The organism is Kineosporia sp. R_H_3, assembly GCF_002198675.1.
Lineage (GTDB): Bacteria > Actinomycetota > Actinomycetes > Actinomycetales > Kineosporiaceae > R-H-3.
The window spans coordinates 1-18,383 of sequence record NZ_MWLL01000157.1 but is presented as its reverse complement, the minus strand read 5'-3'; the positions used below and the strand labels follow the sequence as shown (position 1 = coordinate 18,383).

Genomic DNA, 18,383 nt, shown 5'->3' with positions numbered 1-18,383 from the left:
GCTCGCCGGGTTCGCGTTGATCTTCTCGGCGAAGTCCGTGAGCGAGGACCCGCGGCGGAGCTTGACGATCGTCGAGCCGTCGCCACGGGGGACCTGCACGCCACCCGTCATGGGCGCCTGCATGTTGTCGAACTCTTGACGCCGCTGCTTCTTCGACTTGCGGCCACGGACCGGACGACCACCGGCGCGACCGAACGCGCCCTGCGTGCCGCCACGACCGCCGGCACCCTTGCCGAAGCCACGACCGCCCGCGGGTCCTCGCTCACGGACTTCGCCGAGAAGATCAACGCGAACCCGGCGAGCCTGGTGACGGTGCTCATCCACCTCGGTGAGATGGCCACCGCGACCCAGTCGCTCGACGAGGACACGTTCCGTCTCATCGGTGACGAGCTGGGCTACGACATCCAGATCGTGTCCCCGGAGGACGAGGACCGCGAGCTGCTCGGCACGTTCTCGATCGACATCGAGGGCGAGGCCGAGGGCGATGCGGACTTCCTCGAGCCGCGGCCGCCGGTCGTCACGGTCATGGGTCACGTCGACCACGGCAAGACCAAGACCCTCGACGCGATCCGGCACGCGAACGTCGTGGCGGGCGAGGCCGGTGGCATCACCCAGCACATCGGTGCCTACCAGGTGCACTGCCAGCACGAGGGCGTCGAGCGCGCCATCACCTTCATCGACACCCCGGGTCACGAGGCCTTCACGGCCATGCGTGCCCGTGGCGCGAAGGTCACGGACATCGCGGTCCTCGTGGTCGCGGCGGACGACGGCGTGATGCCCCAGACGATCGAGGCGCTCAACCACGCCCAGGCGGCCGGCGTGCCGATCGTCGTGGCGGTCAACAAGGTCGACAAGGAGGGCGCGAACCCGGCGAAGATCCGGCAGCAGCTCACCGAGTACAACCTCGTGGCCGAGGAGTACGGCGGCGACACGATGTTCGTCGACATCTCCGCGAAGCAGCGCCTCAACATCGACGGGCTGCTCGAGGCGATCCTCCTCACGGCGGACGCCGCGCTCGACCTGCGGGCGAACCCCGACAAGGACGCCCGCGGTGTCGCGGTCGAGGCCAACCTCGACCGTGGTCGCGGTCCCGTCGCGACGGTGCTCGTCCAGTCCGGCACGCTCGCGGTCGGCGACTCGATCGTCGCCGGCACGGCGTACGGCCGGGTCCGGGCCATGCTCGACGAGAACGGCGACACGCTCGACGTGGCGCTGCCCTCGCGGGCCGTCCAGGTGCTCGGTCTGACCTCGGTGCCGCGCGCCGGTGACACGTTCATCGTGGCTCCGGACGACCGCACGGCCCGCCAGATCGCCGAGAAGCGCGAGGCGGTGGAGCGCGCCGCGGTCCTCGCCAAGCGCCGCAAGCGGATCAGCCTCGAGGACTTCACCAAGGCCCTCGAGCAGGGCAAGGTCGAGACCCTCAACCTCATCCTCAAGGGCGACGTCTCCGGTTCCGTCGAAGCCCTCGAGGACGCCCTCATGCAGATCGACGTGGGCGAGGAGGTCGAGCTGCAGGTCATCGACCGCGGCGTCGGTGCGATCACGATGAACAACGTCAACCTCGCGGTGGCGTCCGACGCGATCATCGTCGGGTTCAACGTGCGGCCGGCCGAGAAGGTCGGCGAGATGGCCGACCGCGAGGGCGTCGACATCCGCCAGTACTCGGTGATCTACCAGGCGATCGACGAGATCGAGGCGGCCCTCAAGGGCATGCTCAAGCCGGAGTTCGAGGAGATCCAGCTCGGCTCGGCAGAGGTCCGGGAGGTGTACCGGTCGAGCAAGTTCGGCAACATCGCCGGCTGCCTCGTCCGGACCGGCGAGATCCGCCGCAACGCCAAGGCCCGGCTGGTCCGCGACGGCGTCATCGTCGCGGAGAGCCTGGCGATCGAGTCGCTGCGCCGGTTCAAGGACGACGTCACGGAGGTCCGCGACGGCTACGAGTGCGGTATCGGGCTCGGGTCGTTCAACGACATCAAGACCGGCGACATGATCGAGACCTTCGAGATGCGGGAGAAGCAGCGCGCCTGACGCGCCCGCACGCCCGCCGTCCCGTCCCGTGTCGCCCCGTCACCCTCGTGGTGGCGGGGCGGCGCGGGTCGCACGGCGCAGCGGCTGCACGGTGATCACATGATCGTGGGAAGCCTGAGCGTGGACCTGCTCCTCGGGGACGTCCGCTCGCTCAAGGAGAAGCGCTCCGTCGTCCGCCCGATCGTCGCCGAGCTCCGGCGCCGGTTCGAGGTCAGTGCGGCGGAGACGGGTCACCTCGACCTGCACCGCCGGGCCGAGGTGGGCGTCGCGCTCACGTCGTCCGACCCCGCGCACTGCCGGGAGGTGCTCGCCGCGTGCGAGCGCCTCGTCGCAGGGCGTCCCGAGGTCGAGGTGCTCTCCGCCCGGCAGCGGGTGTGGGACGACGAGGACGAGTGAGCGGCACCAGCACGTGATGAGGGCACCAGCCCCGTACAGGTACGAGGACCAGCGCCGACGAGCACGACCGGTGGGACCGACGCCCTCCGGACAGGACGAGTGAGGAAAGACCGATGGCCGACACGGCACGCGCACGCAAGCTGGCCGACCGCATCAAGGTGGTCGTCGCCGAGACGCTCGAGAAGCGGATCAAGGACCCGCGGCTCGGCTTCGTCACGGTGACCGACGCCCGGGTGACCGGTGACCTCCAGCACGCGAGCGTCTTCTACACCGTCTACGGGGACGCCGCGGAGCAGACCGCCTCGGCCGCCGCGCTGGAGAGCGCGAAGGGCGTCGTGCGCTCCGAGGTGGGGCGCCGCACCGGGATCCGGCTCACCCCGACGCTGGAGTTCATCGCGGACGCCGTCCCGGAGAACGCCCAGCACATCGACGAGCTGCTCGCCCTCGCCGCGGCGCGGGACGCCGAGGTCGCGGCGCTGGCCGCGAAGGCCGAGTACGCGGGCGACCCCGACCCGTACAAGCACGACGACCTCGAGGAGGTCGACGACGCGCTCGACGCCGAGGACTCCGCGGAGGACGCGGACGACGAGGACGACGAGGACTGGGACACGGACGAGGACGACGCGGACGAGCCGTCCGACGGCCCGGCCGGCGCCGTCGCGTCGGCGGACGGGACCGTCACAGGCCCGTGAGCCGCGCACCGCGCTCCGTCGGCCCGGACGGGATCGTCGTCGTCGACAAGCCCGCCGGGATGACGTCGCACGACGTCGTCTCGCGGGTGCGCCGGCTCGCGGGCACCCGCAAGGTCGGCCACGCCGGCACCCTCGACCCGATGGCGACGGGCGTGCTCGTCGTCGGGGTCGAGCGGGCGACCCGGCTGCTCACGTACCTCGTCGGCGCCGAGAAGTCCTACGACGCGACGATCAGGCTCGGGGCCTCGACGGTGACCGACGACGCCGAGGGCGCGCTCCTCGAGCAGGCCCCGGCCGGCGCGGTCGAGGCGGTCACCGAGGAGCGCGTCCTCGCCGGGATCAGGGACCTCACCGGCACGCTCGACCAGGTGCCGAGCGCGGTGAGCGCGGTCAAGGTCGACGGCCGGCGGGCGTACGCCCGGGTGCGCGCGGGGGAGGAGGTCGTCCTCGCCTCCCGCAGCGTCACCGTGAGCCGGTTCGACCTGCTCGCCGTGCGCCGCTCGGTCCTCGCCCCCGCACCGCTCGCGCCGGCCCCGGCCGAGCCCGAGCCGGCCGCCGTCCCGCGCGTCGGGGACGTGCAGAGCGGTCCCGTCGTCGACCTCGACGTGAGCGTCGACTGCTCGTCGGGCACGTACGTCCGGGCCCTGGCCCGCGACCTCGGTGCCGCCCTGGGTGTCGGTGGCCACCTCACGGCCCTGCGCCGCACCCGGGTCGGCCCCTACGCCCTCGACGGCGCCCGCACCCTCGAGGACCTCGGCGAGGCCTTCGCCGTCCTGCCCATCGCGGACGCCGCCCGGATCGCCTTCCCCGCCCGCGAGCTCGACGCCGACGAGGCCCGCAAGCTCGTCCACGGCCAGCGGCTGTCGGCCGTCGGTCTCGGCGAGGAGCCGACCGCGGCCTTCGCCCCGGACGGCAGCCTCGTCGCCATCATCAGCGAGACCGGTCCGACGGCCCGCCCGCTGCTCGTGCTGCAGGGCTGAGAGCAGCTCGTCACGGTGCACGAGGAGCCGCTGGCCGGGGGGAACGTGGCGGCCGCGGTCGTCCGTGTCGGTGACACCGTCCGCAAGCCGGTGACCGTGGCGACGCCCGCCGTCGAGGCGCTGCTGCGGCATCTGGGAGTCGCCGGTTTCGACGGCGCGCCGCGATCCCTCGGCCGTGACGAGGCGGGACGCTACGTGCTCGAGTTCGTGCCCGGGGTGGTGGCGCACGGCCGGCCACCGATGACCGTCGACGACCTCCGCCGGGTGGGTGCGCTCATCCGTCGCCTGCACGACACCGTCGCGTCGTTCGTGCCGCCGGCGGACAGCGTCTGGGACTGCCCGCTTCCCCGCGAAGGGGAAGAGCTCGTCTGCCACAACGACCTCGCTCCGTGGAACCTGGTCCTCGACGGCGACCGCTGGGTCTTCGTCGACTGGGACGGTGCCGCACCGGGGACACGACTGTCCGACCTCGCCTACGCGGTCCACGGTTTCTGCGGGATCGCGGCCGGTAACGACCCTGAGCGGGACGCGCGCCGGGTCGTCGCCCTCGCCGACGGGTACGACCTCTCGGGGCTCGACCGTCTCCTGCTCCCGGACGCGGTCGAGCGGCGCATCCGCGCGATGGCGGACCTGCTCGCCGCAGGTGCGACGTCCGGCGAGCAGCCGTGGGCGAGGCTCTTCGACGAGGGGCACTGGGAGCACTGGGGACCGGCCGCCGAGCACGTCGCCGCCCACCGCGAGCGCTGGCGCCGAGCCCTCGCACGGTGACGGTGGCCCCGGGCACCCAGATCCCGAGCGTTCAGACCCCCGCACCCCGAGGACTCACCGGGCGCCGCCCGGCGCGCGGGTCGCCCTCGACGGCCTCGGCCGCGCCCACCTCGGCGGCCAGCCACGCGTTGAGCGGGGCCAGCGCCCGCCACGCGGTGCGGACCCGGTCGAGCGCCTTCGGCGTCGACAGCCAGGCGGGGGAGCCGAACTCGCGCATCCCCGCGATGCCCTTGTGCCGCAGCAGCTCGATCCGCGGGTGGGCCGGGTCGACACCGCGCGGGGCGCGGCTCAGGGTCTCGCCGACCAGTGTGAAGTCCTCGGCGCGCAGCGCGTCGACGACGGCGACGAGGCGGTCGCCCGCGGCGTCGTCGAGGACCGCGGCCCGGTAGCGGACGAGCTGGTCCTTCGACATCTGGTAGAAGCCGCCGCCGGCGGCGAGGCCGTCGGCGGAGATCGCCACGTAGAGCGACCCGTCGCCGTCGCCCATGCCGATGACCGCGCCCTGGTGGTTCTTGTACGGCGACTTGTCCGGGCTGAACCGCACGTCGCGGTTCGGCCGGAAGAGCTTGGCGGTGCCGAACTCCTCCTCGAGCGCGCCGACGAGCGCGAGCATCGGGCCGCGCACGGCACGGTCGTACACGGCACGGTGGTCGGTGAAGTACGCCTTGCTGTTGTCGGCCTCGAGGCCGTCGTAGAACGAGAGGGCCTCGTCCGGGAACCCCTCGAAGCGGGTCGTCGTGGTCATGGCGGCACGCTACGCCGACCGTGCGACCCGTGACCTCCGTCGTCCACAGGGGCTCCCGGTGGACGGGACGAGCCCGACCGGATGTCGGTCAGCGCGGAGCGCAGGATCAGCCGAGCCGCTCGGCGTCCGGCCAGACCAGCGCCCACGGCCGCACCGGGCCCGAGCACACCCGCACCGGCGCGCCCTGCTCGTCGTTGTCCAGCCCGACCCCGTTGTCGACCCGTGCGACGGTCCGGCAGCCGGTCAGCAGACGGGTGAGGGCCGCGTCGTCCGTGAAGCCCACCGCCACGACCGGCGCCGCGCCCTCGTCGGGCGGGCCCCAGCGCCAGTAGCCGTTGTGGCCCGAGTGCACCGGCGGCAGCGCGGCCCCTGCCCGGCGTGCCCGGGAGAGGGCACCGGCCTCGCCGTAGTTCTCGGTGAGGACGACGGCCCGGGCCCGGTCGGCGGCCGGCAGCGCCGCCACGGCGTCCGCCACGGTCGTGACGAGGCGGGGCCAGCCGACGGTCTCGCCGGCGTCGTAGTTCACCGCGGTGACGTGGGCGGCGCCGAGCGCGCGCACGGGCAGCACCGGCAGCGTGAGCACAGCAGAGACGACGACGTGGACGGCGAGCGCCGTCGTCACCGTCCGCCACCGGCCCGGGGCCGCGTCGGCCCACCGGAGCACCGCGGGCGTCCCCGCCGCGACGAGCACCGGCAGCATCCCGACCGTGTAGTACGGCTTGCCGCCGGCCGCGACGACGAGGGCGAGGAGCACGAGGTAGCCGACGCCGAGCCAGCGGTAGGGCCGCAGGGCGGGCGCCCGGAGCAGGGCCACCACCCCCGCCACGAGCGGCACCGCGAGGACCGGCCCGGTGAGCTCGGCCTGCAGCGGCACGACGAGCCAGCGCTCGACGCTCGTGCCCGAGGAGCCGGCGGCGATCGCGGCCGACAGGTCGGCCTGCGGCCACCCGTTCGCGTTCTGCCACAGCAGGTTCGGGGCCGCGAGCAGCGCCGCGACGAGCGCGGCGAGCCACGGCCCGGGGCGGCGCAGCACGGCCCGCGGGCCGGCGACGAGCAGACCGGCGGCGCACGCGAGGAGCACGAGCGCCGGCAACGTCTTGACCTGGAGGGCGACACCGGCGACCAGGCCCACGAGCAGCCACCGGCCCAGGTCGGCCCGCGGCCCGGCGGCGCCACCGGGCGCGTCCTGCGGGTCGCCGCCGTCCGGGTGCACCGCGCGCACGAGCACGAGGAGCAGCGTCGACGTCGCGAGCAGGTCGAACACCGTGGTGGAGAACAGGTGCCCGATCGCCGTCACCGCCGAGCACAGCGCGACGACGACCGCGGTCGCCCCGGCCTCGCGCGCCGTCGCGCCGAGCGTCCGGGCGGTGGCCGCCGCGACGAGCACGACGAGGCCCGCGGCGACCGCCGGAAGCAGCCGGAAGCCGACGAGCGACCCGCCGACGACGGCGTGCCAGCCGGCGGCGAGCAGCGGCACGAGCGGCGGCTGGTCGGGGTAGCCGAACGCCGGGTGCCGCCCCGCCTCGACGAAGTACAGCTCGTCCCGGTGGAAGCCGTAGCGGCCGCCGAGGGCCGCGAGCACGGCGGTGAGCGCCAGGGCGGGGCGGGTACCGGACGGGACCATCCCGACATCCTGGCGCAGTCCTGTGACGCCGCGGTGACGACCGCGGGCCCGTCCGCGCGACACGTCGACCCACGCCGGTGACGCCCGGGACACATGGCCGTCCGCGGGGCTGGCACAGTTGGACCGTGCAGCGGTGGAGCGACCTCAACGACGTGCCGGCCGGGTTCGGCCCCTCGGCCGTGACCATCGGCAACTTCGACGGCGTCCACCGGGGCCACCAGGCGGTGCTCGGGCGGCTCGCCGCGACCGCGCACGCGCAGGGCCTGTCCGCCGTCGCGATCACCTTCGACCCGCACCCGCTCGCCGTCCTCCAGCCGGACCGGGCGCCCGCCGTCCTCACGACCCTCGAGCACCGGCTCGACCTGCTCGCCGAGTGCGGGCTGGACGCCGTCCTCGTCATGGAGTTCACCCGGGCGCTCGCGACGTGGAGCCCGCAGCGGTTCGTCGACGAGGTGCTCGTCGCCGCGCTCGACGCCCGGCTCGTCGTCGTCGGGCACGACATGCGCTTCGGGCACCGCAACTCCGGGGACGTCGGCACGCTGCGCGAGCTCGGCGAGCACCGCGACTTCGCCGTCGACGTCGTCGACGACCTCGGCGCCCCGGACGACGGTCACCCCTCGGGCCGGCGCTGGTCGTCCACCTGGGTCCGCACCCTCATCACCGAAGGCGACGTCGAGACGGCGGGGGAGGTGCTGGGCCGTCCGCACCGGGTGACCGGGGTCGTCGTCCACGGCGACCACCGCGGCCGCGAGCTCGGCTACCCGACCGCGAACCTCAGCCAGGACAGCGTCGGGCTGGTCCCGGCGGACGGCGTGTACGCCGGCTGGCTCGTGCGGCTCGACGAGCCGCAGGACGCCGTCGACCGCAGGCTCCCGGCCGCCGTGTCGATCGGGACGAACCCGACGTTCGACGGCCACGAGCGGCGCGTCGAGGCGTACGTGCTCGACCGCACGGACCTCGAGCTCTACGGCGAGCGGGTCGCCGTCGAGCTCGTCCGCCGACTGCGTCCGACGCTGCGCTTCGACGGCATCGGGCCGCTCGTGGAGCAGATGCGGGCGGACGTCGACGAGTGCCGCGCGGTGCTCCGGACGGCCGCCGCCGCGTCGTGAGCGAGCAGCCCGGCCCGTCGGCCCCGGACGACGACCACGACCCTGCCGTCACGGTGCGGGCGGCCGAGCACTGGTTCGCCACGCACGGCCTGCCGTGGTTCGTCGAGGCGGTCGACGCCCGCGTCGTCGAGCTGCTCAAGCCGTCGCGGCTCGTGCCGCTGCTCGCCGTCGCCGGGGTGCTCGGCGCGCTCGCCGGCGGCCTGCTCGGCGGCACGGTGGACCCGGCGTCCGGCGTGCTCCTCGGCGCCTCTGTCGTCGTCCTCGTGCTGCTCGTCTACGCCGGCGGCCCGCTGCGGGTCGCGACGATGGCCCGGTGGGCGGCCCGCCGGGTCGTCTCGGAGCTCAACCTGCTCCTGCCGCTCGTCACCCGGGCACTGCCGCTGCTGCTGCTCTTCATGACGTTCCTCTTCGTGAACACCGAGGTGTGGCAGGTCGCCTCGACGATGAGCCGGACGACGGTCTGGGGCACGGTCTGGCTGTTCACCGCGATCGGCGCGGCCTTCCTGCTGACCCGGCTGCCCGAGGAGGTGCGGCGGGTCGAGGCGATGGTCGTCCGGGACGGCGTCGCCGGCGCCTGCCGCGGGACGCCCGTCGAGGCCGCCGCGGCGCACGTCCGCCCGGACGCCGCCCACGTGCCGCTGACGCGCACCCAGCGGGCCAACCTCGTGCTCGTCCTGCTCGTCGCGCAGTCGCTCCAGGTCGTGCTGCTCGCCGTCCTCGTGCTCGCCTTCTTCGTCGTCTTCGGGATGCTCGCGATCTCCGACGACGTCGTCGTCTCGTGGGTCGCGCCGATCCTCGAGCCGCACGGCCGGCAGGTGCCCTCGCCGATCACGCTGTTCGGTTTCGAGGCGCCCGCGGGGTTCCCGGTGAGCAACGAGCTGTTCCAGGTGTCGCTGTTCCTGTCCGCCTTCGCGGGGCTCTACTTCACCGTCTACGCGGTGAGCGACGCGAACTACCGCGAGCAGTTCTTCGCCGAGCTCGACAGCGAGCTCGAGCGCGCCGTGGGCGTCCGGACCGTGTACCGGGCGGCGTCCGCCCGGCTCGACGCCGCGGACCCCTCCGCCGCGCCGTGACCTGCGCCGATTCGGTGACCACGGGTACCGGCTGGTAGCGTGGACGTTGCCGTCAGAACGGCCGCGGACCCATAGAGCCCGGGTGAACGTGCCCCGGTGCGCCGCGCAACGAGATCAAGAGGGAGCACTGTGGCACTCGACGCCGCCACCAAGCAGAAGATCATGGCCGAGTACGCGACCGCCGAGGGCGACACGGGCTCCCCCGAGGTCCAGGTCGCGATGCTCACGCACCGCATCAAGGACCTCACCGAGCACCTGAAGACGCACAAGCACGACCACCACAGCCGCCGTGGCCTGCTGATCCTCGTGGGTCAGCGCCGCCGGCTCATGCAGTACCTGCAGCGCACCGACATCACGCGCTACCGCTCGCTGCGGGAGCGTCTCGGCCTGCGCCGGTGACCATCGGGCCGCGGTCCCCCTCGGGGGGCCGCGGCCCTGCTGCACCACCAGCACGACGCACCACCCGAACCACCGCAGATCCACCGCACCGCAGCACCACCGCACGACATCTGAACACCACACCAGGAGCGTCGGGTTCCTCCGAAGCGCCGGTCCTCGGTAGTGGCCCCCGGAACCGCGGAGCGCGGCGACCGAGGGCCTCGATCGAAGACCGGACCCCACGCCCGGACGAGCACCAGGCGCTCCGTGACGACGGACGACGGGCACACGGCCCGCGTCGCAGAACGGAGTGTGACTCTCACGTGGAGGGTCCCGAGATCACCTTTGCCGAAGCCGTCATCGACAACGGCTCCTTCGGCAAGCGCACCATCCGGTTCGAGACGGGGCGGCTGGCCAAGCAGGCCGCCGGTTCCGTCGCCGTCTACCTCGACGGCGAGACCATGCTGCTGTCGGCCACGACGGTCGGCAAGCAGCCGAAGGACCACTTCGACTTCTTCCCGCTGACGATCGACGTCGAGGAGCGGATGTACGCCGCGGGCCGGATCCCCGGCTCGTTCTTCCGCCGCGAGGGCCGCCCCTCGACCGACGCCATCCTCACCTGCCGGCTCATCGACCGGCCGCTGCGCCCGACGTTCGTCAAGGGCCTGCGCAACGAGGTCCAGGTCGTCATCACGGTCATGTCGCTCAACCCCGACGACCTCTACGACGTCGTGGCGATCAACGCTGCGTCGCTGTCGACGCAGATCTCCGGCCTGCCCTTCAGCGGCCCGATCGGCGGCGTCCGCGTCGCCCTCGTCGAGGGCCAGTGGGTCGCGTTCCCGCGCCACTCGGAGATCGAGAAGGCCGTCTTCGACATGGTCGTCGCCGGCCGCGTCGTGACCGCCCAGGACGGCAGCCAGGACGTCGCGATCATGATGGTCGAGGCCGAGGCCACCGACACGTCGTGGGAGCTCATCAAGAACCAGGGCCAGACCGCGCCGACCGAGGAGGTCGTCGCCGCCGGGCTCGAGGCCGCCAAGCCGTTCATCGCGGCCCTGTGCGCGGCCCAGCAGGAGGTCGCGACCGCGGCCGCCAAGCCGACCGCGGAGTTCCCGCTGTTCCTGGACTACCAGGACGACGTGTACGCGGCCGTCTCCGAGGCGGTGACCGGTGACCTCACCGGCGCCCTGCAGATCGCGGGCAAGACCGAGCGCGAGACGAAGCTCGACGAGATCAAGGACGCCGTCAAGGCCAAGCTGGCCGAGGCGTTCGAGGGTCGCGAGAAGGAGATCTCGGCGGCCTACCGCGCGGTGCAGAAGAAGCTCATCCGCCAGCGCATCCTCAAGGACAAGGTCCGCATCGACGGCCGTGGCCTCGCGGACATCCGCCAGCTCTCGGCCGAGGTCGAGGTCATCCCGCGCGTCCACGGCTCGGCGCTGTTCGAGCGCGGCGAGACCCAGATCCTCGGGGTGACGACGCTGAACATGCTCCGCATGGAGCAGCAGATCGACTCGCTCTCCCCGGAGACGCGCAAGCGGTACATGCACAACTACAACTTCCCGCCGTACTCGACTGGTGAGACGGGCCGGGTCGGCTCGCCGAAGCGGCGCGAGATCGGTCACGGCGCGCTCGCCGAGCGGGCGCTCATGCCCGTGCTGCCGAGCCGGGACGAGTTCCCCTACGCGATCCGCCAGGTGTCCGAGGCCCTCGGCTCCAACGGCTCGACGTCGATGGGCTCGGTCTGCGCCTCGACCCTGTCGCTGCTCAACGCCGGTGTGCCGCTGCGCGCCCCGGTCGCCGGCATCGCCATGGGCCTCGTCTCCGACACGGTGGACGGCGAGACGTCGTACGCGGCGCTCACCGACATCCTCGGCGCCGAGGACGCGTTCGGCGACATGGACTTCAAGGTCGCCGGCACCAAGGAGTTCGTGACGGCGATCCAGCTCGACACGAAGCTCGACGGCATCCCCGCGTCGGTCCTCGCGTCGGCGCTCACCCAGGCCCGCGACGCCCGGCTGCACATCCTCGACGTCATGGCCGAGGCCATCGACGGCCCGGACGAGATGTCGCCGTACGCACCGCGCGTCATCACCGTCCAGGTCCCCGTGGACAAGATCGGCGAGGTCATCGGCCCGAAGGGCAAGATGATCAACCAGATCCAGGCGGACACGGGCGCGGACATCTCGATCGAGGACGACGGCACCGTCTTCATCGGCGCGACCGACGGCCCGTCGGCCGAGGCGGCCCGGGCGGCGATCAACGCGATCGCCAACCCGATGATGCCGGAGGTCGGCGAGCGCTACATGGGCACCGTCGTCAAGACGACGACGTTCGGCGCCTTCATCTCGCTCGTGCCGGGCAAGGACGGCCTGCTCCACATCTCGCAGATCCGCAAGATGGTGGGCGGCAAGCGCGTCGAGAACGTCGAGGACGTCCTCGGGGTCGGCTCCAAGGTGCAGGTCGAGATCTCCGAGATCGACCCGCGGGGCAAGCTCTCCCTCATCCCCGTGCTCGCCGAGGGCGAGGGTGAGTCCGAGGCCGCAGCAGAGCCCGAGCACGCCGGCGCCAGCAGCTGACGTGGGGTTTCCTCTCCCGCTCGTCCCGGCCGGTACGGCCGACCAGGTCGTCACCGGGGAGGACAGCGGCGCCACCGTGCGCCGCTCCGTCCTCCCCGGTGGCGTCCGGGTGCTCTCCGAGGTGATGCCGGGCCTGCGCTCGGCCACCCTGGGGTGCTGGGTCGGTGTCGGCTCCCGGGACGAGGAGCCCGCACGTCTGGGCTCGACGCACTTCCTGGAGCACCTGCTCTTCAAGGGCACGGGGCGCCGCTCGGCGATGGAGATCGCCTCGGCGTTCGACGCCGTCGGCGGTGAGGCCAACGCCGTCACCGGCAAGGAGCACACGTGCTACTACGCACGGGTGCTCGACGACGACGTCCCGCTGGCGCTCGACCTGCTCGCCGACATGGTGACCGGGGCGCGCCTCGACGCGGACGACGTCGAGAGCGAGCGCGGGGTCATCCTCGAAGAGCTCGCCATGAACGACGACGACCCGAGCGACGTCGTCCACGAACGGTTCGTCGAGCTCGTCCTCGGCGACCACCCGCTCGGCCGCCCGATCGGCGGCACCGCGGACACCATCGAGGCCGTCGGCCGCGACGACATCGCCCAGCACTACGGGACGCACTACACCCCGCCCGGCCTCGTCGTCACCGCCGCCGGGGGCATCGACCACGACACGCTCTGCGCCCTCGTCGCGGCCCAGGTCGCGGCGTCCGGCTGGGGCCCGGCGACGACGGGTGCGGCCGACCCGCTGCCCCGCCGTCCCGCGGGCGAGGCTGACCTGTCCGGCCTGACCGGCCGCACGCTCGTCCTGCACCGCCCGACGGAGCAGGCGAACGTCGTCCTCGGGACGACCGGGCTCACCGCCACCGACCCCCGGCGCTACGTCATGAGCGTGCTCAACGCCGTCCTCGGCGGGGGCATGAGCAGCCGGCTGTTCCAGGAGGTCCGCGAGAAGCGGGGCCTGGCGTACTCGGTGTACTCGTTCGCGTCCGGCTACTCCGACGCGGGCTACTTCGGCCTCTACGCGGGCTGCGCCCCCGGCAAGACCGACCAGGTGCTCGCCCTGCTCGCGGCCGAGCTCGAGCGGCTCGCCGCCGACGGGCTCGACGGCGACGAGCTGGTCCGGGCGCACGGCCAGATCTGCGGCGGGCTCGTGCTCGGCATGGAGGACTCCGGGTCGCGGATGTCGCGCCTGGGCAAGGCCGAGCTCGTCCACGGCGAGTTCACCGACCTCGACGAGTCGCTCGCGCGGATCCGCGCGGTGACCTCGGACGAGGTCCAGGCCCTCGCGGTCGACCTCGCCGGCAGGCCGCGCTCGCTCGCCGTCGTCGGACCGTTCGACCCCGACCGCGAGTTCGCGGCCACGGGAGCAGGAGGAGCACGGGCATGACCACGCGGGTAGCGGTCGTCGGGGCGAGGGGCCGGATGGGCCGTCAGGTCTGCGCGGCCGTCGAGGCCGCCGACGGGCTCGAGCTCGGGCCGCAGATCGACGTCGGCGACGACCTCGCCGCCGTCGCGGACGCCGACGTCGCCGTCGTCTTCTCGGTGCCCGACGTCGCCGTCGAGCACACGCTCGCGTGCGTCGCGCACGGCGTGCACGCCGTCGTCGGGACGACGGGGTGGTCCGCGGACCGGCTCGGCACCGTGCGGGCGGCGCTCGCCGACAAGCCCGGGGTCGGCGTCCTCGTCGCCCCGAACTTCGCGCTCGGCGCCGTGCTGCTCCTGCGGTTCGCCGCGATGGCGGCACCGCACTTCGAGTCCGTCGAGGTCGTCGAGCTGCACCACCCGGACAAGGTCGACGCCCCGAGCGGGACGGCCCGGCACACCGCCGAGCTCATCGCCGCCGCCCGCAGGGACGCCGGCTGCGCGCCGGTCCCGGACGCGACGACGACCGCCCTCGACGGCGCCCGCGGTGCGGACGTCGACGGGATCCGGGTGCACTCGGTGCGCCTGCGCGGCCTCGTCGCGCACGAGGAGGTGCTCCTCGGCGGGCCGGGCGAGCAGCTGACGATCCGGCACGACTCCTTCGACCGGGTCTCCTTCATGCCCGGCGTCCTCCTCGGCGTCCGGACCGTCGGGTCCCGCCCGGGGCTCACCGTGGGGCTCGAGCACTACCTCGACGGCTGACGCCGTAACCCGTTCGCCAACCGCCGCGACCGGGTCGAGAATGCCGGGATGGGTGGGACAGCAGCGGTCGAGGCCGTCGACCTGGTGAAGCACTTCGGGACCAACCGGGCCGTCGACGGCGTGAGCTTCGTCGTCCCCGAGGGCACGGTGCTCGGCCTGCTCGGCCCCAACGGGGCCGGCAAGACGACCCTCGTGCGCATGCTGACGACGCTCAGCGTGCCGACCAGCGGGACGGGCCGGGTCGCCGGCTTCGACGTCGTCACGCAGCCGAACGAGGTCCGCCGCAGCATGGGCCTCACGGGGCAGGCGGCCACGGTCGACGAGATCCTCACCGGCGCGGAGAACCTGCGGCTCGTCGGAGCGCTCTACGGCCTGCCGAGGGCGTACGTCCGTGACGCGACCGAGCGACTCCTCGACCGGTTCGACCTCACCGATGCCGCCGACCGGATGGCGAAGACCTACTCCGGCGGGATGCGCCGGCGCCTCGACCTCGCCGTGAGCCTGCTCGCGGCACCGCCGATCCTCTTCCTCGACGAACCGACGACCGGGCTCGACCCGAAGAGCCGGTCCGGCCTGTGGGCGGTGCTCCGCGAGCTCGTCGACGAGGGGACGACCCTCCTGCTCACCACGCAGTACCTCGAGGAGGCCGACCAGCTCGCCGACGAGATCGTCGTCGTCGACAAGGGGAAGGTCATCGCCGCCGGCACCCCCACGCAGCTGAAGGACGAGGCGGGCCGGGCCAGCGTCGTCATCACCCTGACGCACGCCCGCGACCTGGCGGCGGCGGCCGACCTGGTGCGTGCGCACTCGCCGGAGGTGCACGTCGACCGGACCGGCCGCCGGGTCACCGCGCGGGCCGGGGGTCTGGGCGACATGACCCGGATCGCGGCGGCGTTCGAGGCGAGCGGCATCGAGCTCGACGACCTCGGCCTGGCCCGCCCCAGCCTCGACGACGTGTTCCTGCACCTGACCGGGCACCGGGCCGAGGACGCCGAGGACACCGAGGAGGCCGAACCCGGGCCCATCACCGAAGGAGCGGCACCGTGACGACCCTCCCGACCACCCGTGCGACGCGGGCGCCGCTGGTGCGCCCGCCGCTCTCGCCGCCCTCGCTCGCGCGCGCGGCGTCGACGATCGTGTGGCGCAACCTCCTGCACATCCGGCGGATGCCGGAGATGCTGCTCGACGTCACGGTGCAGTCGGTGATGTTCGTGCTGCTGTTCGCCTACGTGTTCGGCGGGGCGATCGCCGTCGCCGGCTCGGACTACCGGGAGTTCCTGCTCCCCGGGATCATGGTGCAGACGATGGTGTTCTCGTCCGCCGTGGTCGCGACCGGGCTGACGAACGACCTGCAGAAGGGCATCGTCGACCGGTTCCGCTCGCTGCCGATCCCGCGCTCCGCGGTGCTCGTCGGCCGGAGCATCTCGAGCCTGATCCACTCGAGCATCGGCGTCGCCGTCATGGGGCTGACCGGCCTGCTCATCGGGTGGCGGATCCGCAACGGCGTCGTCGACGGCGTCCTCGCGTTCCTCCTGCTGCTGCTCTTCGGGTTCGCCGTGATCTGGCTCGGGATCTGGGTCGGCTCGATCATGCGGACCGTCGAGGCGGTGCAGGGCTTCATGTTCACGGTGATGTTCCCGCTGACGTTCGTCGCCAACACGTTCGCACCGACGGAGAGCATGCCGACGTGGCTGCGGTTCGTCGCCGAGTGGAACCCGATCTCCGCGGTCACCCAGGCCTGCCGGGAGCTGTGGGGCAACGGGTTGCCGGCACCCGCGGACGCCGCGTGGCCGCTGCAGCACGCCGTCCCCGTGTCGGTCGGCTGGTCGCTCCTGCTGACCGCGGTCTTCGCGCCGCTCGCCGTCTCGGCGTTCCGCCGCCGTTCCCGGGACTGACCCGCCCGAGCGTCAGCCCAGCCCGGCGAGCCGCAGCCCGGCGGCGACGACCGCGGCAGCGACGACGACCACGACGAACGGCGCCCGCCGCCACAGCAGCACCGCCGCGACGGCCACCGCGGGCACCCGGGCGTCGAGCACGAGCGCACCGGCGTCGACGACCGTCTGGACGGCGAACAGGGCCGACAGCAGCGCGACCGTGACGAGCGCCGCGACCCGGACGACGCGGGGCCGTTCGAGGACGGCGTGCGGCACGAGCCAGCCGGTGAGCTTGGCGAGGTAGCAGACCGCACAGCCGGCGAGCACGACCGGCCAGGTCGTCACGGCGCACCGCCCTCGGCACCCGCGCGCGCACCGGCCCGGGCCGGCAGCAGCCCGGCGACGGCGCCCACGACGGCCGCCGCGAGCACGGGCACCCCGGCGGGGGTGACGGGCACGAGCACCAGCGCGACCCCGACCGCGACCGCCGCGACCCCGCGGGAGAGCGCGGCGACGAGCCGTGGCCAGAGCAGCGCGAGGAAGGCGGCCGCCGCCGCGGCGTCCAGGCCGTAGCGGCGCGGGTCGCCGAGCGCGTCGCCGAGGTATGCGCCGAGCAGCGTCGCGGCGTTCCAGAAGACGAAGACCGACAGGCCCGTCGCCCAGAAGCCGAGGCGCACGAGGTCCCGCCGTCCGGGGTGCAGCGCCAGCTGCGCCGTCCCGACGGCCGTCGACTCGTCGAGCGTCATGTGCGCGGCGAACGGCCGCCGCCAGCCGCGGCCCTGCGGGCCGAGCAGGGGGGACATCGTCAGGCCGTAGAACCCGTTGCGGACGCCGAGGAAGCCCGCCGTCGCCACGGCCGCCGCGCCGCCGCCGCCCGCGCCGAGGACGCCGACGAGCGCGAACTGGGAGCCGCCGGTGAACATGAGCGTCGAGAGCACGACGGTCTGCGCGACCGACAGCCCCGCGGCGACCGAGAGCGCGCCGAACGAGACGGCGTACGACCCGGACGCGACCCCCACCGAGAGCGCCTGGCGCAGGACGGTGGTGCGGGCCGCGTCGCTCACGGCGCCGAGTCTGCCCGACCCGGTGCGTCGACGGGCTCCGGGGGGCTGCCGGGCGTGGCGGTCGGCGCTCCCGCGGCCGCCCTGCCGGCGGCCGCCGCGAGGGCCTCGAGCGGGCCGCGCCGGCGGGGCGCCCCGACGAGGGCGGCGACCGCGAGCGCGACGGCGACGTGCGCGGCGAGGACGGCGCCCGGCGGGATCTCGCGCAGGCCGTCCCAGTCGTAGGTGGCCCCGAGGAGCAGCACGTGCAGCGTGTAGAGCGTGAGCGTCGCCGAGCCGACGGCGACGAGCGGTGCGAGCAGCCGCCGGGCGACCGGTGCCCGGCCCCGGTCGAGGGCGGCGAAGACGAGGAGGAACAGCCCGAGGACGACGAGCGCGGACCCGCCGGTGTGGAGCAGGTCCGGTCCGGTGCCGCTGTGCCGGCCCGCCGTGCCGAGCCACCACCAGGACGCCGTCGGCGAGGTCCCGTAGGACGACGTCGAGAGCCGGTGCAGCACCTGCGCGGCGTTCTCGCCGGTCGTCGCACCGAGCGCGGCCGGGCCGCCGACCGCGGCGAGGGTGAGGGCCTGGGCGCCGAGCCCGGCGGCGGCGAGCACGGCGCCGGTCACCGCGACCCGGACGGCGACGGCCGCGGACGCCAGGGGCAGCCGGCCGACGGCCATCCCGAGGAAGAGGTACGTCGTCCACGTGAGGACGGGGTAGTACCCGTAGAGCGTGAGGGTCGCCCCGAGGTCGCCGGGGGCGGTGAAGAAGTCCTCCCACGCGACGTTCGGGCCCGGGCCGCGCGGGGCGGCGCGGCGCAGGAGGTGGCTCGCGACCGGCGTGGCGACGGCCGCGGTGATCCTCGCCTACTACGGCGTGCTGTTCCTCGTGGCGGTGCCGGTGCTCGGCTGGGGACCGCGCCGGCTCGCGGTGCTCGCCGCCGTCGCGGCCGTCGCCACGCCGGTCGCGAGCCACCTCCTGCGCC

18 protein-coding genes and 2 pseudogenes are annotated in these 18,383 nt (G+C 73.8%); 14 read left to right on the top strand and 6 right to left on the bottom strand.

Annotated features, from left to right (window positions below):
- Nucleotides 1–255, bottom strand: a pseudogene (locus ECOMGDLI_RS36845) (translation initiation factor IF-2); the annotation flags it as partial.
- On the opposite strand from ECOMGDLI_RS36845, the gene infB reads away from it, so the two are divergent.
- The 5 genes from infB (at nt 136) to ECOMGDLI_RS16350 (ending at nt 4,864) form a co-directional block, all read left to right on the top strand.
- Complete coding sequence (gene infB, locus ECOMGDLI_RS16370; RefSeq protein ID WP_233153488.1) at nt 136–2,028, top strand: translation initiation factor IF-2; 1,893 nt, start codon at nt 136–138, stop codon at nt 2,026–2,028. The pseudogene ECOMGDLI_RS36845 and the gene infB sit on opposite strands and share 120 nt — an antisense overlap.
- 99 nt (nt 2,029–2,127) lie before the next feature.
- Complete coding sequence (locus ECOMGDLI_RS16365; RefSeq protein ID WP_088317935.1) at nt 2,128–2,424, top strand: DUF503 domain-containing protein; 297 nt, start codon at nt 2,128–2,130, stop codon at nt 2,422–2,424.
- A gap of 113 nt (nt 2,425–2,537) precedes the next feature.
- Nucleotides 2,538–3,116, top strand: a complete 579-nt coding sequence (gene rbfA / locus ECOMGDLI_RS16360) for a 30S ribosome-binding factor RbfA (RefSeq protein WP_088317934.1) — start codon at nt 2,538–2,540, stop codon at nt 3,114–3,116.
- Entirely contained in the window at nt 3,113–4,096 is a 984-nt protein-coding gene (truB, locus tag ECOMGDLI_RS16355; protein ID WP_233153487.1) for a tRNA pseudouridine(55) synthase TruB, read from the top strand. Before rbfA ends, truB begins: the two co-directional genes overlap by 4 nt.
- 15 nt (nt 4,097–4,111) lie before the next feature.
- The gene (locus ECOMGDLI_RS16350; RefSeq protein WP_088317933.1) at nt 4,112–4,864 is read left to right on the top strand and encodes a phosphotransferase enzyme family protein; all 753 of its coding nucleotides are present in this window, start codon (nt 4,112–4,114) and stop codon (nt 4,862–4,864) included.
- Between the two features lie 31 nt (nt 4,865–4,895).
- On the opposite strand, the gene ECOMGDLI_RS16345 is transcribed toward ECOMGDLI_RS16350, so the two are convergent.
- Nucleotides 4,896–5,609, bottom strand: a complete 714-nt coding sequence (locus ECOMGDLI_RS16345) for a DUF2461 domain-containing protein (RefSeq protein WP_088317932.1) — start codon at nt 5,607–5,609, stop codon at nt 4,896–4,898.
- Between the two features lie 106 nt (nt 5,610–5,715).
- Entirely contained in the window at nt 5,716–7,233 is a 1,518-nt protein-coding gene (locus ECOMGDLI_RS16340; protein WP_088317931.1) for a glycosyltransferase family 39 protein, read from the bottom strand.
- Nucleotides 7,234–7,358: 125 nt separating this feature from the next.
- On the opposite strand from ECOMGDLI_RS16340, the gene ECOMGDLI_RS16335 reads away from it, so the two are divergent.
- From ECOMGDLI_RS16335 to ECOMGDLI_RS16300, 8 genes are all read left to right on the top strand, one after another.
- Complete coding sequence (locus tag ECOMGDLI_RS16335; protein ID WP_088317930.1) at nt 7,359–8,342, top strand: bifunctional riboflavin kinase/FAD synthetase; 984 nt, start codon at nt 7,359–7,361, stop codon at nt 8,340–8,342.
- Nucleotides 8,339–9,415, top strand: coding sequence for a hypothetical protein (locus tag ECOMGDLI_RS16330; RefSeq protein WP_143447740.1), 1,077 nt, complete (start codon nt 8,339–8,341; stop codon nt 9,413–9,415). The genes ECOMGDLI_RS16335 and ECOMGDLI_RS16330 overlap by 4 nt, the downstream gene beginning before the upstream one ends.
- A 129-nt stretch (nt 9,416–9,544) precedes the next feature.
- The gene (rpsO, locus tag ECOMGDLI_RS16325; RefSeq protein WP_088285257.1) at nt 9,545–9,814 is read left to right on the top strand and encodes a 30S ribosomal protein S15; all 270 of its coding nucleotides are present in this window, start codon (nt 9,545–9,547) and stop codon (nt 9,812–9,814) included.
- Nucleotides 9,815–10,116: 302 nt separating this feature from the next.
- A complete protein-coding gene (locus ECOMGDLI_RS16320; protein WP_088317928.1) occupies nt 10,117–12,369 on the top strand; it encodes a polyribonucleotide nucleotidyltransferase in 2,253 nt (750 codons plus the stop codon).
- 1 nt (nt 12,370) lies between these two features.
- On the top strand, nt 12,371–13,744 hold the full coding sequence (locus ECOMGDLI_RS16315; RefSeq protein WP_088317927.1) for a pitrilysin family protein: 1,374 nt from the start codon (nt 12,371–12,373) through the stop codon (nt 13,742–13,744).
- Nucleotides 13,741–14,481, top strand: coding sequence for a 4-hydroxy-tetrahydrodipicolinate reductase (gene dapB / locus ECOMGDLI_RS16310; RefSeq protein WP_088317926.1), 741 nt, complete (start codon nt 13,741–13,743; stop codon nt 14,479–14,481). The genes ECOMGDLI_RS16315 and dapB overlap by 4 nt, the downstream gene beginning before the upstream one ends.
- Before the next feature lie 48 nt (nt 14,482–14,529).
- On the top strand, nt 14,530–15,528 hold the full coding sequence (locus tag ECOMGDLI_RS16305) for an ATP-binding cassette domain-containing protein (RefSeq protein WP_088317925.1): 999 nt from the start codon (nt 14,530–14,532) through the stop codon (nt 15,526–15,528).
- Nucleotides 15,525–16,376, top strand: coding sequence for an ABC transporter permease (locus ECOMGDLI_RS16300; RefSeq protein ID WP_198954918.1), 852 nt, complete (start codon nt 15,525–15,527; stop codon nt 16,374–16,376). The genes ECOMGDLI_RS16305 and ECOMGDLI_RS16300 overlap by 4 nt, the downstream gene beginning before the upstream one ends.
- A 12-nt stretch (nt 16,377–16,388) precedes the next feature.
- Here ECOMGDLI_RS16300 and ECOMGDLI_RS35365 read toward each other — a convergent pair whose 3' ends face one another.
- Genes ECOMGDLI_RS35365 through ECOMGDLI_RS16285 form a run of 3 tightly spaced genes read right to left on the bottom strand, consistent with a single transcriptional unit; the run spans nt 16,389 to nt 18,078 of the window.
- Nucleotides 16,389–16,700: an AzlD domain-containing protein gene (locus ECOMGDLI_RS35365; RefSeq protein ID WP_198954917.1), complete on the bottom strand. Its 312-nt coding sequence runs from the start codon at nt 16,698–16,700 to the stop codon at nt 16,389–16,391.
- Complete coding sequence (locus tag ECOMGDLI_RS16290; protein WP_198954916.1) at nt 16,697–17,419, bottom strand: AzlC family ABC transporter permease; 723 nt, start codon at nt 17,417–17,419, stop codon at nt 16,697–16,699. Before ECOMGDLI_RS16290 ends, ECOMGDLI_RS35365 begins: the two co-directional genes overlap by 4 nt.
- On the bottom strand, nt 17,416–18,078 hold the full coding sequence (locus ECOMGDLI_RS16285) for a hypothetical protein (protein ID WP_088317924.1): 663 nt from the start codon (nt 18,076–18,078) through the stop codon (nt 17,416–17,418). Before ECOMGDLI_RS16285 ends, ECOMGDLI_RS16290 begins: the two co-directional genes overlap by 4 nt.
- 52 nt (nt 18,079–18,130) lie before the next feature.
- On the opposite strand from ECOMGDLI_RS16285, the pseudogene ECOMGDLI_RS16280 reads away from it, so the two are divergent.
- Nucleotides 18,131–18,383: pseudogene (locus ECOMGDLI_RS16280) on the top strand (hypothetical protein); the annotation flags it as partial.

Excerpts from the sequence above, each read along its gene's own strand:
- ECOMGDLI_RS16345 (WP_088317932.1), bottom strand. The coding sequence starts at position 5,609 with ATGACCACGACGACCCGCTTCGAGGGGTTCCCGGACGAGGCCCTCTCG.
- dapB (WP_088317926.1), top strand. The coding sequence starts at position 13,741 with ATGACCACGCGGGTAGCGGTCGTCGGGGCGAGGGGCCGGATGGGCCGT.
- rbfA (WP_088317934.1), top strand. The coding sequence starts at position 2,538 with ATGGCCGACACGGCACGCGCACGCAAGCTGGCCGACCGCATCAAGGTG.
- ECOMGDLI_RS16285 (WP_088317924.1), bottom strand. The coding sequence starts at position 18,078 with ATGGCCGTCGGCCGGCTGCCCCTGGCGTCCGCGGCCGTCGCCGTCCGG.
- ECOMGDLI_RS16305 (WP_088317925.1), top strand. The coding sequence starts at position 14,530 with ATGGGTGGGACAGCAGCGGTCGAGGCCGTCGACCTGGTGAAGCACTTC.
- ECOMGDLI_RS16340 (WP_088317931.1), bottom strand. The coding sequence starts at position 7,233 with ATGGTCCCGTCCGGTACCCGCCCCGCCCTGGCGCTCACCGCCGTGCTC.
- ECOMGDLI_RS16365 (WP_088317935.1), top strand. The coding sequence starts at position 2,128 with ATGATCGTGGGAAGCCTGAGCGTGGACCTGCTCCTCGGGGACGTCCGC.